Genomic DNA, 12,880 nt, shown 5'->3' with positions numbered 1-12,880 from the left:
GCAGGTCCTTACGGTTCACGTGGTGATCGCGTAGCGGTGCGCGACCTGTCGGGCGGTGCGCGCCGCGCCGTCGGGTCCGAAGCGGCGGTCCAGGACCCGGGCCGCCTTCCAGCTGACGAACGAACCGGTGTGGGTCACGGGGTCGATGTCGGTGTCGACCACGACGGTGCTGTGCGCGCCGGTGCGTTCGCGCAGCCGGGCGGTGACGGCCGCGGCGACCCGGTCGGGCCGGGCGGTGCCGGGGAGGAGGTCCATGCGGACGGTGACCCGGTCGCCGCCGTCCGGTGCGCTGTCGACGACGACCTGGTAGCCCAGGCAGCCGCGGACGTCGGTGAGCACCGCCGCCTCCAGTTCGGCCGGCCACAGCAGGCCGTCGCCGAGCGGGATGCGGTCGCCGGCGCGTCCGACGACCTCGACGACCGGGCCGGGCAGGGCGGAGCCGGGCGGGGCGGGGGTGAGCCGGACCAGGTCCCCGGTGCGGTAGCGGATCAGCGGCTTGATGCCGTCGACCAGCATGGTCAGCACCAGTTCGCCGGTGCCGTACGGGCCGAGCGGGGCGCCGGTGTCCGGGTCCACCAGTTCGGCCAGGTAGTTGGGCGAGGACAGGTGCAGGGCGCCGCTGTCGGCGCCGGAGGCGATGCACAGGGCCTCCTGCGAGCCGTACAGGGCGGGCCGTACGACGGCCTGCGGCCAGACGGTGGAGACGTTCGCCGCGAACTGCGGGGTGCAGATCTCGCCGAGGACGAGGAACAGCTTCACCGGCAGCGCGGCCGGGTCGTAGCCGTGGTGCAGGGCGGCCTTGGCCAGGCTCAGGCACAGCGCGGGCGCGCACACGACGACCTCGACGCCGAGTTCCTCGATGAGGCGCAGCGCCTTCTTGAAGCCGACGCGCGGGGACTCGGGCCAGATCTTGACGTGGCAGAGGTCGAGGGTGGCGGCCACGTCGGTGAACACGTCGCCGAACGCGTACAGTTCGGACGGTCCCATGAGGCCGACGACGGGCTTGCGGTCGCCGAAGCGGGTGCGCAGCAGATGCCGCCAGGACTGCTCCACGGCGGTGTTGGAGGCGGCGATGTCGCGGGCGCCGCGCGGGCAGGGGGTGGCGGCCCCGGTGGTGCCGTTGGTCTCGTAGTAGATCCGCGCGTCGGAGAGCGGGCCGGACAGGACGTCGTACATCTCGCGGCGCAGGTCGTCCTTGGTGGTGAAGGGCAGCGCCGTGAGCGTGGCGGGGGTGACGGCCTCGACGTCCACGCCGGCCAGGTGGCGGCGGTAGAACGGGGAGCGGGCGGTGACGTGCCGCAGTACGGCGGTCAGCCGCTCGGCGTGCCAGTCGGCCAGCTCCCGCTCGGTGAGGGTGCCGTCGTGGAAGGAGTCGCTGATCCGGCGGTGGGCGGCGAGGAAGGCGTCGGTGCCGTCGGCGGTCACGGCCGGGCCTGCGCGGAGAGGGCGGGCTCGGGGGTGTCCTCGAACTCGGCGGCGTTCAGGGCGAGTCCCACGCGTTCGTTGGCCTCGCCGGTGTGGATCGGGCCGTCCTGCCCGGTGAGCCTGCGGTGCTCGGCCAGCAGCTCCATCATGTCGATCATCCGGTCCACGAGCCGGGAGACGTTGGTCAGCCCCTCGTCGTCCTTCAGCGCGTCGCCGCGGTGCAGGGCGTGCACGGTGGCCGGGAACCCGCTGCCCACCACGATCATCCGGTTGAGCAGGGCGTTGACGGTGAGCTGCGCCCACACCTCGCCGGCGCTGTAGCGGCGGGCGACGGAGACGACGCCGGCGACCTTGTTGGTCAGCGGCCGGTCGAAGCGCAGGTGGCCGACCCCGGCCCGCTCGATGAAGGTCTGCATGAGGCTGGCGGTGCCGAAGCCGTGGACCGGCGCGGCGAAGACGATGCCGTCCGCCTCGATCATCCTGGCCACCACGTCGGCGACGCCGTCCTCCACCGCGCAGGGGACCGTACGGGTGTTGCAGTCGCCGCACGGGCCGCAGCGGTCCATGCGGACGGAGCGCAGATCGACCGTCTCGAACTCGACCCCGCGCCGCGCCGCGACCCCGGCGGCGTACCGCAGGACGTCGGCGGTGTTGCCGTCACGCTCCGATCCGTTGATCGCCAGGATCCTGAGTGGTGCTGTCACGGGATGACTCCTTCGCATGCGAGGATTCGGCGGTTCCGGCGCAGTCGGCGGTGGGCCGCCGGAGAGCAGGGCGCGGAGGGCTCGGCTTCGCCAGGTCGTCGTGGGGGCCCGCCGACTTACCTGAATCGTCACGTCCGCGGGCGTGAAGGCGCATCTCTCTAAATGCTGTGCGAAAATCCCCGCCCCGCGGGCGCGCGGGAGGGGCGGCGGCGCAGGTCAGGCGCCGAGCACGAGGGGATAGGTGTCGAGTCCGCGTACGACCCACCGGTCGCGGTAGACGGGGGACGCGGCGGCCGTCAGGCGCGGGAAGCGGCGCAGCAGCCGGGGCAGGGCGATCCGGGCCTCGAGGCGGGCCAAGGGGGCGCCGAGGCAGTAGTGGGGGCCCGCGCCGAAGCTCAGGGGTCCCGGGGCGCCGCCGCGTGCGGGGTCGAAGCGGTCCGGTGCGGTGAAGCGGCGCGGGTCGCGGTTGGCGGCGGCCAGGATCAGGGTGAGCCGGGTGCCGCGCGGGACGGCGGTGCCGAGCAGCTCGGTGTCCCGGGTGGCCCAGCGGCTGGTGACGTGGACGGGCGGCTCGTAGCGCAGGATCTCCTCGACGTAGGCGTCGGCGAAGTCCGCGTCGTCGCGCAGCCGGTGCGCGTACGGGGCGTGGTCCAGGGCGATCATCAGGCCGTGGCCGATGAGGAAGCTGGTGGTCTCGAAGCCGGCGGTGAGCAGCACCATGAGGTTGCCCATCAGCTCTTCGTGGCTGAGCCGCTCCGGTTCGCCGTCGTGGGTCGCGACGAGGAGGGTGAGGAGGTCGTCGGCGGGCTTCCGGCGGCGTTCCCCGGCGAGCCGGCCGAAGTAGCCGGCGAGGGCGTCCATCGCGGCGTCGGCCCGGTTCAGGGCCGTGGGGTCGGAGAGGCCGTCGGTGGACACGGCGATGGTGGAGGCCATCTCCCGGAACCAGACCTGGTCCTCCTCGGGGAAGCCGAGCAGGGCGCCGATGACGGCGATGGGCAGCCGGGAGGCGAACTCGGCGATGACGTCGACGGGACCGCCGCCGGCGCCGAGGCGCGCCATGCGGTCCAGCAGACGGTCGGCCATGTCCTCGACGACCGGGGCGAGTTCGCGCACCCGGGGCGGGGTGAAGGCGAAAGCGGCCAGGGACCTCAGACGGGTGTGGTCGGCCCCGTTGCTGTAGAGCATCGAGCTGGTGAAGGCGCGCAGGGAGGAGTGGGCGCGCCAGGCCGGACCGGCGGCGTCGTAGGCCGTACGGTCCTGGACGTGCAGGCTGTTGTCGCGCAGGGCGCGGGCGCACTCGTCGTACCCGGTGACGACCAGCCGGCCGGGTCCGCGCCGGGCGAGGTCGCCGTGGGCGCGGATCGCCTCGTACAGCGGGTAGGGGTCCTGCCGCCCCCGCGCGGTGCCCAGGGCGGCGAACGCCTCCGTCAGGGACAGGGGGGCGGGCTCGGCCATCCGGGGTCTCCTCTGCGGCGGGCCGCTCGGTGCGGCCGGGCGGGCCGGTCACGCGGCACGGGCAGGCGGGCCGGCCCGTGGCGTGGACGGCGGCGGTCACGCGGTGCGGTCACGCGGTGCGGTCGGACGGGCCGGCCGTGGCGTGGCGTGGCCGACGGTGGTCACTCGGTGCGGTCGGCGGCGGTCAGTTCGATGATCGCCGAAGGGCCGGCGGGATGGACCGCGGCCACCTTCAGGCCGGCGTCGGCGGCGAGCGCGGCGAACTCGGGCACGCCGCGCTCCTGGGCCCCGTAGACGCACAGCATCCGCAGGTCCATGCCGGTGTGCGGGGCGTCCCCCTGAGGGCCGACCGACTCGATGACGAAGACGGAGCCGGTGCGCCCTGCGGCCTCGGCGCAGCGGCGCAGGATCGCGGTCGCCGCGGTGTCGTCCCAGTCGTGCAGGATCAGCGAGAGCACGTAGCCGCCGGCTCCGGCGGGCAGCGGGTCGAAGAAGCTGCCGGTGACGGCGTCGGCGCGGTCGTCCAGGCCCGAGGCGGCGAAGGACCGTTCGGCGCCGAGCGCGGCCTCCTTCAGGTCCACGACCGTGCCGCGCAGGCCGGGGTGGGCTTCGAGCAGGGCGGTCAGCAGGGAGCCGTCGCCGCCGCCCACGTCGACGACGTGGCCGAGGCGGCCCCAGTCGTAGCCGGTGACGATGTCCGGGGCGCGGACGGCCACGTCGGCTCCCAGCAGGGAGTTGAAGGCGGTGGCCCGCTCGGCGTCGGCGGTCAGGTCGTCCCAGTAGGAGCGCCCGTAGCGCACCGGGAAGGCGGCCTCGCCCGTGGTGACGCTGTGCAGCAGTTCCACGAAGGAGAGCTCGCCGCGTCCGCCGGTGTGGATGTCGAACCAGGCGCGCAGACCGGCCGGGTGGTCCTCGCACAGGGGCCGCCCCAGGGCGGTGAGGGCGTACCGGCCGTCCTCGTCACGCTCGAACACCCCCCGCACGGCCAGGTAGCGCAACAGCCGCTCCAGGGCGCCGGGGTGGGCGCCGACGGCCTCGGCCAGGGCCGGTGCCGTCCGGGTGCCGGCGGCCATGTGGTCGGCGATCCGCAGGGTCGCGGCCACGCGCACGGCCATCGGCGTGCCCAGGTTCGCCATCCGCCACAGCGCGGCGGCACTGCCGTCCTCGTCACCCAACACAGCGATGTCCTCCTTCACCGCGGGCACAGCGGGGCCCGCGGTGCCATCCTCGCGGAGCGGTGGGCCCGGCCCATCTCCTGGATTGCGCTCCTGGAACGCCGGGTCGTACGGGGGGCGGCGGGCGGTCCTCGGCGTCGCACCGCGAACGCCGTCTCGTACGCCCGCCCGCCGCGCGGGAACCACCGGCGCGCGTGCACCGACCCCGGTGGGCCGGGACCGGAGCCCCGCCGTGTCACTCCCGCAGAACCGTCCGCCGGCCGCTTGCCTGTCCTTGCGCCCATGACCACCCGGCCTCCCGAGCCTTCCCCGCGCCCTGCTCCCCCGGGAGGGCTCCGCGCCTCCCACGACGACCGGGAAGCGGTGGTGGAGCGGTTGCGCGACGCGGCGGCCGAGGGGCGCATCGATTTCGACGAGCTGGACTCGCGCCTGGAGCAGGCGCTGACCTCCAGGACCCACGCCGAACCGGCCGTCCTGACCACCGGCCTGCCGCCGGCGGACTCCCCCGCGAGCCTGCCGCCGCCGGTGCTCAAGGGCGGCGTGCACGGCGCGTCCCGGGGTCCCCCGCCTCGGGGCGGCGTGGTGGCGGTTCTAACGAAGCGGGATGTCGGCTCCGTGTTCGTCCCTGAGCCTGGGGCCGTGGATACGACGATCGGCTTCGGGGATGGCGACGTCGTTGATGCTCGCCTCACGGCGTCGCATGAGGCCGCGCTCGTCGAATTCCCACAGTTCGTTGCCGTAACTGCGCCACCAGCGGCCTTCCGCGTCGTGCCACTCGTACTGGAACCGGACGGCGATCCGGTTCTCGTGGAACCCCCAGAGGCTCTTGCGCAGCGCGTAGTCGAGTTCCCGCTCCCACTTGTGTGTCAGGAAAGCGACGATCTCCTCGCGCCCGCTGATGAACGTGTCCCGGTTCCGCCACCTCGAGTCGGGCGTGTAGGCCAGTGCCACCCGGTGGGGATCGCGGGTGTTCCACGCGTCTTCAGCGGCCTGGACCTTCTGCAGGGCGGTTTCCCGCGTGAACGGTGGGTAGGGCGGTCGGTCTTCCGGCACTGCTGCCTCCCGCATCGAGAACGATCGTTTCCTATCGGCCGGGGCTACGATAGGGAACGATCGTTCTCGACGTCAAGGAGTGCCGGATGCCAGCCCCGATCACCGACGAGCAGAACCGCCTGGACCGTGAGGCACTGCTCGACGCGGCGGAAAGGCTCTTCTACGAGCGCGGCATCCAGGCGGTCGGCATGGACGAGGTCCGTACGGCATCAAGCCTGCCGTTGAAGCGGATCTACCGGTTCTTCGCGGCGAAGGAGGACCTGGTGGTGGCGGTGCTCAAGCGTCGCGATCAGCGATGGCGGGGGAACCTGACCGCCCACGTGGAGCAGGTTCCGGACCCCCGCGAGCGCGTGCTCGCGGTCTTCGACTGGCTGGCCAAGTGGTTCGCGGAGCCCGGTTTCCGCGGATGCGCCTGGGTCAACGCCCATGGCGAACTCGGCCCTTCGTCCGAGGCGGTGCTGGCTGAAGTCCGGTCGCACAAGCAGGCGTTCCACGACCAGATCGCGGGGTGGGTCCGCGCCACCGGGCTGCCGGTGGCCGAACCGGTCTTCCTGCTGGCCGAAGGAGCCATCGTGACGGCCGGTATCAGTGGCGACCCGGCCCCGGCCCGTCATGCGCGTGCAGCCGTCGCGACGTTGCTCGGGACGCCTTGACCCCCTGGCCGCAGCGCCGACGACCTCATGGCCCGCGACACCTGTCGTGCCGTCCCGGAACGTCGGTGACATGCGCGCCGGATGAAGGCGGCGCGCGATTCGCCGGTGGGCGGTGCCTTGACCGCGGGACCCGACCGGGATCGGATATTCGGTGTCCTGCCCGCCCCATGAGGACACACGATGGTGCGCATGACTTTGGCCACCCCCGTACTGCACACCGCTCGCCTGCGCCTGCGGCCCTTCACCGACGCCGACGCGGATCCCCTCTTCGCCCTGCACAGCAGCGCCCACGTGCTGCGCTACTGGGACTCCCCGCCGTGGACCGAACGGGCCCGCGCCGAACGCTTCATCGCGATGTGCCGGAAGACGGCGGACGAGGGCACCGGAGCGCGGGTGGCCATCGACCGGGCTTCCGACGGGGCCTTCGTCGGCTGGTGCGGCCTGGTCGAATGGAACCCGGTCCACCGCAGCGCGTCGTTGGGCTATGTCCTCGACGAGGCGATGTGGGGCCACGGCTACGCGACGGAGGCCGCCCACGCCCTGCTGCGGTGGGCCTTCGACACGCTGGACCTGAACCGGGTCCAGGCCGAGGCGGACACGCGCAACGTGGCGTCCGCCCGGGTGTTGGAGAAGATCGGGTTCGTGCGGGAAGGGACGCTGCGGGAAGACTGCGTCGTCAACGGCGAGGTGTCCGACTCCTGGGTGTTCGGGTTGATCAGACGCGAGTGGCGGCCGACGGCCGTGCCGGTTCCAGTCCGCTGAGCGAGCGTCAAGTCCCTTCTCCCTCGGTTGGTGATCGCCCGACAGCGGTACCGATCGCGGGGTGCGCTCGCCGGCGGGAGGCCGCCACCGGACGTCTGCCGGGATCCGGCCGAACCCGGATGTCCGTACCGTGGGTAGTGCGCTTCCGGGGTTGGCCGACAGCTCTCCCAGAAGCGCCCTGCGTTCTCAGGCCTTGGCCACCGCTACCTCGCGCACCCGGCCGGACAGCTCCCGTACCGCGCGCGTCTTGGCGTACGGCGTGAGTTCCTTGCGCATCGTGGTGAAGTGGTCATCGCCCCGGACGGACGACACGTGCTCGTACTCATCCAGGAACCGCCCCCACGACTCGCACGACGCCTCGCCATGCCCGCACCGGAGCTGCCGCTGCGCCAGAAGCGCGTAGGCGTGGACGGGGTATGACCGCGCCCGCCCCGCTGCCGGACCCGACGACGAACAACGCGGTCGAACTCGCGCAGCTACGAGGGGAGACCCAAACGGGGCTGGAGCAGATCAAGGGCACCCTCGGTGTCCCTGTGGAGAGGACCCAACGCACCGATGCCGATGTCCGCCGGCTGCGTACCGACATGGAGAAGGAGATCGACGAGTTGCGGACCGAGGTGAACGAGCTGAAGAAGGGCCGCTGGCCTCTCGCGCAGATCGGCGCCTCGCCGCCGTGACCGGTGTGGTTGCTGCGGTGGTCGCCGTGTTCGTCAACTGATCCGTCCGCAGACGTCTACAGATCCCCCGCCGCCTTCGGGCGGCGGGGCCCCGTCACGCCAGAAGAAAGGGGAGCTGCGCAAGGCGCTCACATGGAACCGGCCTTGCCCCCTACCCTGGCAGTGACGAAGCTGCTGGGAGGGGCAAGGCCGTGATGTCTCGAGATGCTACCCCGGATCCGTACGCCGACCCGCTGAAGTTCGGCCAGAGAGTGCAGATCCTGCGTGAGCGGCGCGGCATGACGCAGGCGCAGCTGGCCGACCTTGTCGGCCTCTCGCCGCACACCCTCCGGAAGATCGAGAACGGACAGCAGAAGGCGCCGGGGCTCGACATGGTGATGCGCATCGCTGAGGCGCTGCGGGTGCGCGACCTGGCGGACCTGACCGGTCGGCCGGACGGGCACGTCGACCTGTTCATCGGGCCCGGGCACCGGCGCCTGGCCGCGGTGAAGGCCGCCGTCGACTCCTTCCCGCTCACCGGCAGCGTGGAGCCTCCACCGGTCGCGCACCTGGAAGCACGCCTGCATGCGGCCTGGCGGGAGCGGCACGCCTCGAAGAACCACCGTGAGGTGCTCGGCAAGCTGCTGCCGGACCTGGTCCGGGACGCGCAGGTTCTTGTCCGGCATGCCGACTCGGCGGCAGACCGCCGCCGGGCGCAGGCGCTGCTCGCAGAGGTCTACAGCCTGAGCCAGTTCTTCATCGCCTACCAGCCGGACAGCTCCCTGCTGTGGCGGGTCGCAGAGCGCGGCATGATCGCCGCGCAGGAGAGCGAGGACCCGCACGCCATCGGTGTCGCCTCCTGGCTGCTCGCCCAGGCCCACCGCGACAGCGGGCCGCGCCACTTCGACGCCGCCGACGCCGTGAACCGTGAAGCCGTGGCCTACCTCAAGCCCCTGCTCCCCGACGCCGGCGAAGACGTCCTCGCCATTGCTGGCGCGCTGCAGTTCGAGCTCGGCTACACCGCGGCCCGCCGCCGGGAGACCGGCACGGCGTGGCGGCACTGGGACCAGGCCAACGACATGGCCAAGCGGCTGCCCGCCGACTACTACCACCCCGTCACGTCGTTCTCGCGGGCCGTCATGGGCGCGCACGCCGTCACGGTGGCGGTGGAGCTCCACCAGGGCGGCGAGTCCGTACGGCAGGCCGCACGCGCCGACCGAAGCGTCATCAAGTCCCGCCCGCGCCGGGCCCGCCACCGCATCGAAGAGGCCCGCGGCTACCAGCTGGACAACCAGCCGGATACGGCTGTCGCCTCGCTGGAGAAGGCGTTCGAGGCCGCGCCCGAGACGATCCGCTACAACGGCTACGCCCGCGCGATCCTCCTGGAAGAGGTGGAGTCAACTCAGGCCGCACGTCGGCGTCGTGCCGCTGACCTGGCCACGAAGGTCGGCATCCTCGCTGCCTGAGCGTAGCGACCGGATTACGGTCGGCGGTTGAGTAGCAGCGCTCCTACGGTCTTGAGCCAGGACCCCGGCGACCGCGCGAACGGTCCCGGGGCGTGGCCAACGCTACTGAGGAGCGTCAACACCATGAACGCTACCGCCCCGCCGAAGACCGGCGTCAAGATGACGATCCAGGTCTACACCGTGAACGCGCAGGGGACCGTCATCGAGGACCGCGGCGAGCTGGTCGCCGTCGGGTTCGCGGAGGACCCGGCCGTGCTCGCCCCCGGCTCCTTCGGATTCCCGCCCTGCCGGTGCCCCCGCCACCGCGCCCGCCAGGCGGTGGCCCGGTGAACGCCACCCGCCCCAACACGCAGACCACGCCGGTCGACCTCGCCACGATGCGCGAGACCGTGAACCGGCTGCTGGACCCCGACGCCGTCCCCGAAGCCCTGCCGCCCACCGGTGACGAGCTCCAGGCGCTCACCGAGACCGTGCGCGGTCACATCGAGCTGCTGGTCCTCGAGGTGGAGGCGGCGGCCCGCCCGCTGGACGAGGACAGCGTCCGCCGGTACACCGTCCTCGGCTGTGTGTGGGAGGCCCGCAGCAGGCTGGAGACGCAGCCGTCCCTCCGCTTCGGCGGCGCCCCCGGCTACGCCCGGCGCCTGGCCCGCGCCCTCAACGCCCTGTGCGACCACTACGAGACGCTGACCAAGGCCGTGCGGTGACCGCGCCCGCGCCCGTGTGCCGCGCCTGCCACGAGCCGATCGAGGACCCCGACGACGCCGTCTACCTCGGGCACGAGGAAGGCAACAGCGGGCCCGGCTGGGACATCCACGCGCACCGCGCACACGTCGACCAGGCCGGCCCTGACCCCGTGGCGGCCCGTGCCATGGCCCGCGTCCTCATCGTGAAGGCCCTCGAACAGTGAGGGGCATCGTCGGGATGCTCGTCCACGTGGCGGCCGTGACCGGCCCCGTTCTCGCCGTGGTGCCGGCGCGGACCCCCAGCTGACGCACCCCCATGGCGACCGCAGGGTCAGGGTCGCACCCCAGGACGCTCGTCCCACCGGAGGAACGCAAGCCTCTGGCGGGGCGGGCAGCGGCCCCTTTCGCAAGCGGGCCGCGACACGCAACCATCAACTGCAGGTGAAGGGAACGCACATGAAGCTGCGATCGATTCTGGCGGCCGGCGGCGACGGAGGCGACGGCCTGCCGGGCGAGCCCTGGCCGGGCCCGGAAGAGCCCCCGTCCCCCGACGGCGGCCCTCGGGTCACCCGCTGATGGCGGCACCAAGTCTGTCGGAGGAGCGGTCCGAACTGGGCCGCTCCCTCCTTGCGCGCAACGCCATGAGCCCGGACTGGGTGGACGCCTTCCGGGCCGTGCCGAGAGCCGCCTTCCTGCCTGATGTGATGTGGCCCTTCGACATGGCCACCGGCCAGAACGTCCGGGTCGACCGGCGAGAGGACCCCGAGGCGTGGCTCAGGTACGCCGACGAGGACGTCCCGATCGTCACCCAGTGGGACGACCACGACGGCGACGACGCCGGAACGGTGCCTACATCGTCGGCGTCCATGCCGTCCGTCGTCTTCCGCATGCTGGCCGCACTCGACATCGAGCCCGGCCACCGCGTGCTGGAGATCGGCACCGGGACCGGATGGACCGCGGCGCTGCTCAGTCACCGGCTCGGACGCGAGAACGTCGTCAGCATCGAGATCGACTCTGCGGTGGCGGCCGCGGCACGGCAGCGGCTGGCACAGTTCGGGGCGCCCGTCCTGGTCCTCGAACGTGATGGTGAGGAAGGCGATGAGCCCGGGGCGCCCTACGACCGGGTCATCGCCACCGCGGGCGTGCGGCGGATCCCACCCGCATGGATCCGCGACACCGTGCTCGGTGGAAAGATCCTCGCGCCGTGGGGGACGCACTTCAGCAACGCCGATGCCCTCGTGCGGCTCACTCTGAGCGAGGACGGCAAGAGTTGCTCGGGGAACTTCCTGGGCCCCGTGGAGTTCATGAAGTTGAGAGCCCAGCGCTCCCCGTTCGCCGGCCATGACGCCTACGTCCGCGAGGGCACGGCCGGCGCTGACCGGTCGACGACCGATGCGGCCGGGAAGCGGATCATCGGCGAAGGGCGCTTCGATCCGGCCACGTTCGCGGTCGGCCTGCGGGTCCGCGACTGCCGCCGCTCGGTCGCTGCCGCGCGCGGTGGCGCCCGCCCGGTGTGGTTCTACGGGCTGGACGACCGGTCCTGGGCGTGCGTCATGTTCCGCGATGGCCAGGAGGCCGACGTGTGGCAGGACGGCCCCCGGCGGCTGTGGGACGAAGCCTGTGACGCCCTGGACTGGTGGCGTGCGGCTGGTGAGCCGGGCTTCGAGCGCTTCGGCCTCACCGTGACTGAAGTCGGTGCTCAGCGCGTCTGGCTGGACTCTCCCGAGGACAGCTGGCCAGTCTGACCGGCCCTCGTACGGCCCCGTCTGTCTGTTGCCCCCGTGGCCGATGGGCGGGGTCTTCTACGGTCGGGGTCAGTCGGGCAGGCCGCTGGTGTGCCGCCGCAGGTACGAGTGCGACGGGCGGGACGGCGTGTGCGGTCGTCCCGTCGACGCCCGGGGCGACCGGTGCCCCGTGTGCGCGGGGATTCCGGAGCCCTTGTGGTGACGGCCCCCGCACACGGCACCGCCCGCCGCCGGAGGGTTCCGGGGCGGGTGGCGGTGGACCTCCCGGGACGGCGAACCGCTTCCGGGAGCGGGCCGTGTCCTTCCCGGCCCGCACGGGCGCGCGGCCGAAGAACGCGGTGCGCGGCGACTGCCCGCCACCTCCGTCACCAGGTGAGTTGCACGGAGCAACTTGGAAGATGCCGCCGCTTTCCAAGGTCACTAACTTCATATGTGGGCGCTACACGAAGCCCTCACCAACCCCCACGATTTCAAATGGAGTTGACTGTGACTGCCACGAAGAAGCTCGGTCTCATCACCCGTCTCGGCGCCACCGCCGTCATCGCCACCGGTCTGGCTCTCGCCACCCAGTCCTCGGCCATGGCCGCCCCCACGGTCTCGGTTTCGCCGGCCTCCGGCCTCTCCGACGGTCAGACGGTCGCCGTCTCGGCCAGCGGCCTCACCCCGAACACGGTCTTCCACATCGGCCAGTGCGCGCAGGTGGAGCCGCAGAAGTTCGGGTGTGACAAGTCCACCTCCACGGACGTCACCACGAACGCCCAGGGCGAGATCAACACCTCCCTGGTCGTCCACAGCTCCTTCGAGGCGGTCGTGAGCGCCGACGGTCCGGTCTGGGGCACCGTGGACGCCAAGACCACGCAGACCCAGGTGGTCGTGCTCAGCGACACCGGTGAGGGCGGTGGTCAGGCGATCACCTTCAAGTGATCGCGGGTTGCCCCCCCCACCACAAGCGGCGGAACCCCGGCAGGCCGATGGGGCCGGGGTTCCGCCGCTGTGCGGATCCACGCATGCGCCGATCACCCCACGCGGCGAGTGCGTCCGGCGGCTCAGGACGCGACTGTGCCGGGACCGACGCGCGGTTCCGCGAGGGCACTACGCAGAGC

Annotated in this window: 15 protein-coding genes and 1 pseudogene; 10 read left to right on the top strand and 6 right to left on the bottom strand. The window is 72.4% G+C overall.

The features are described 5' to 3' along the window. Window positions 1-15: 15 nt before the first annotated feature. From ACZ62B_RS29805 to ACZ62B_RS29790, 4 genes are all read right to left on the bottom strand, one after another. Entirely contained in the window at window positions 16-1,425 is a 1,410-nt protein-coding gene (locus ACZ62B_RS29805) for a phenylacetate--CoA ligase family protein (RefSeq protein ID WP_344561135.1), read from the bottom strand. Continuing rightward, window positions 1,422-2,129, bottom strand: coding sequence for a flavodoxin family protein (locus tag ACZ62B_RS29800; protein WP_344561137.1), 708 nt, complete (start codon window positions 2,127-2,129; stop codon window positions 1,422-1,424). The genes ACZ62B_RS29805 and ACZ62B_RS29800 overlap by 4 nt, the downstream gene beginning before the upstream one ends. Window positions 2,130-2,345: 216 nt before the next feature. Next, window positions 2,346-3,584 carry a cytochrome P450 gene (locus ACZ62B_RS29795; RefSeq protein ID WP_344561139.1) on the bottom strand — a complete coding sequence of 413 codons (1,239 nt, stop codon included), beginning with the start codon at window positions 3,582-3,584 and terminating at the stop codon, window positions 2,346-2,348. Between the two features lie 161 nt (window positions 3,585-3,745). Next, window positions 3,746-4,759, bottom strand: coding sequence for a methyltransferase (locus tag ACZ62B_RS29790; RefSeq protein ID WP_344561140.1), 1,014 nt, complete (start codon window positions 4,757-4,759; stop codon window positions 3,746-3,748). Between the two features lie 282 nt (window positions 4,760-5,041). Between ACZ62B_RS29790 and ACZ62B_RS29785 the strand changes: the two are divergent. Then, a pseudogene (locus ACZ62B_RS29785) lies at window positions 5,042-5,239 on the top strand (DUF1707 SHOCT-like domain-containing protein); the annotation flags it as partial. 111 nt (window positions 5,240-5,350) lie between these two features. Here the strand turns inward: ACZ62B_RS29785 and ACZ62B_RS29780 are convergent. After that, entirely contained in the window at window positions 5,351-5,827 is a 477-nt protein-coding gene (locus ACZ62B_RS29780) for a nuclear transport factor 2 family protein (RefSeq protein ID WP_469692766.1), read from the bottom strand. Window positions 5,828-5,898: 71 nt separating this feature from the next. On the opposite strand from ACZ62B_RS29780, the gene ACZ62B_RS29775 reads away from it, so the two are divergent. Further along, window positions 5,899-6,465 carry a TetR/AcrR family transcriptional regulator gene (locus tag ACZ62B_RS29775; protein WP_344561143.1) on the top strand — a complete coding sequence of 189 codons (567 nt, stop codon included), beginning with the start codon at window positions 5,899-5,901 and terminating at the stop codon, window positions 6,463-6,465. Between the two features lie 189 nt (window positions 6,466-6,654). After that, the gene (locus ACZ62B_RS29770; RefSeq protein WP_468726830.1) at window positions 6,655-7,227 is read left to right on the top strand and encodes a GNAT family N-acetyltransferase; all 573 of its coding nucleotides are present in this window, start codon (window positions 6,655-6,657) and stop codon (window positions 7,225-7,227) included. A 186-nt stretch (window positions 7,228-7,413) separates the two neighbouring features. Here the strand turns inward: ACZ62B_RS29770 and ACZ62B_RS29765 are convergent, their stop codons facing one another. Next, the gene (locus ACZ62B_RS29765; RefSeq protein ID WP_468726832.1) at window positions 7,414-7,539 is read right to left on the bottom strand and encodes a hypothetical protein; all 126 of its coding nucleotides are present in this window, start codon (window positions 7,537-7,539) and stop codon (window positions 7,414-7,416) included. 104 nt (window positions 7,540-7,643) lie between these two features. On the opposite strand from ACZ62B_RS29765, the gene ACZ62B_RS29760 reads away from it, so the two are divergent. The 7 genes from ACZ62B_RS29760 to ACZ62B_RS29730 all read left to right on the top strand — a co-directional run bounded on the left by ACZ62B_RS29760 (window position 7,644) and on the right by ACZ62B_RS29730 (window position 12,701). Next, window positions 7,644-7,904: a hypothetical protein gene (locus tag ACZ62B_RS29760; RefSeq protein WP_468726834.1), complete on the top strand. Its 261-nt coding sequence runs from the start codon at window positions 7,644-7,646 to the stop codon at window positions 7,902-7,904. A 194-nt stretch (window positions 7,905-8,098) separates the two neighbouring features. After that, the gene (locus ACZ62B_RS29755) at window positions 8,099-9,349 is read left to right on the top strand and encodes a helix-turn-helix transcriptional regulator (protein ID WP_468726836.1); all 1,251 of its coding nucleotides are present in this window, start codon (window positions 8,099-8,101) and stop codon (window positions 9,347-9,349) included. 123 nt (window positions 9,350-9,472) lie between these two features. Continuing rightward, on the top strand, window positions 9,473-9,679 hold the full coding sequence (locus ACZ62B_RS29750) for a hypothetical protein (RefSeq protein ID WP_468726839.1): 207 nt from the start codon (window positions 9,473-9,475) through the stop codon (window positions 9,677-9,679). Then, window positions 9,676-10,053, top strand: a complete 378-nt coding sequence (locus tag ACZ62B_RS29745) for a DUF6415 family natural product biosynthesis protein (RefSeq protein WP_469692762.1) — start codon at window positions 9,676-9,678, stop codon at window positions 10,051-10,053. The genes ACZ62B_RS29750 and ACZ62B_RS29745 overlap by 4 nt, the downstream gene beginning before the upstream one ends. Further along, window positions 10,050-10,256: a hypothetical protein gene (locus ACZ62B_RS29740; protein WP_468726843.1), complete on the top strand. Its 207-nt coding sequence runs from the start codon at window positions 10,050-10,052 to the stop codon at window positions 10,254-10,256. Before ACZ62B_RS29745 ends, ACZ62B_RS29740 begins: the two co-directional genes overlap by 4 nt. Before the next feature lie 351 nt (window positions 10,257-10,607). Further along, window positions 10,608-11,777, top strand: coding sequence for a methyltransferase domain-containing protein (locus ACZ62B_RS29735; RefSeq protein ID WP_469692759.1), 1,170 nt, complete (start codon window positions 10,608-10,610; stop codon window positions 11,775-11,777). Between the two features lie 486 nt (window positions 11,778-12,263). Next, a complete protein-coding gene (locus ACZ62B_RS29730; RefSeq protein ID WP_344561149.1) occupies window positions 12,264-12,701 on the top strand; it encodes an enediyne antibiotic chromoprotein in 438 nt (145 codons plus the stop codon). Window positions 12,702-12,880 lie beyond the last annotated feature (179 nt).

Source organism: Streptomyces sp. NPDC053426 (assembly GCF_055585405.1).
The sequence above is the reverse complement of the archived record's forward strand: the minus strand, read 5'-3'. Positions and strand labels throughout refer to the sequence as shown.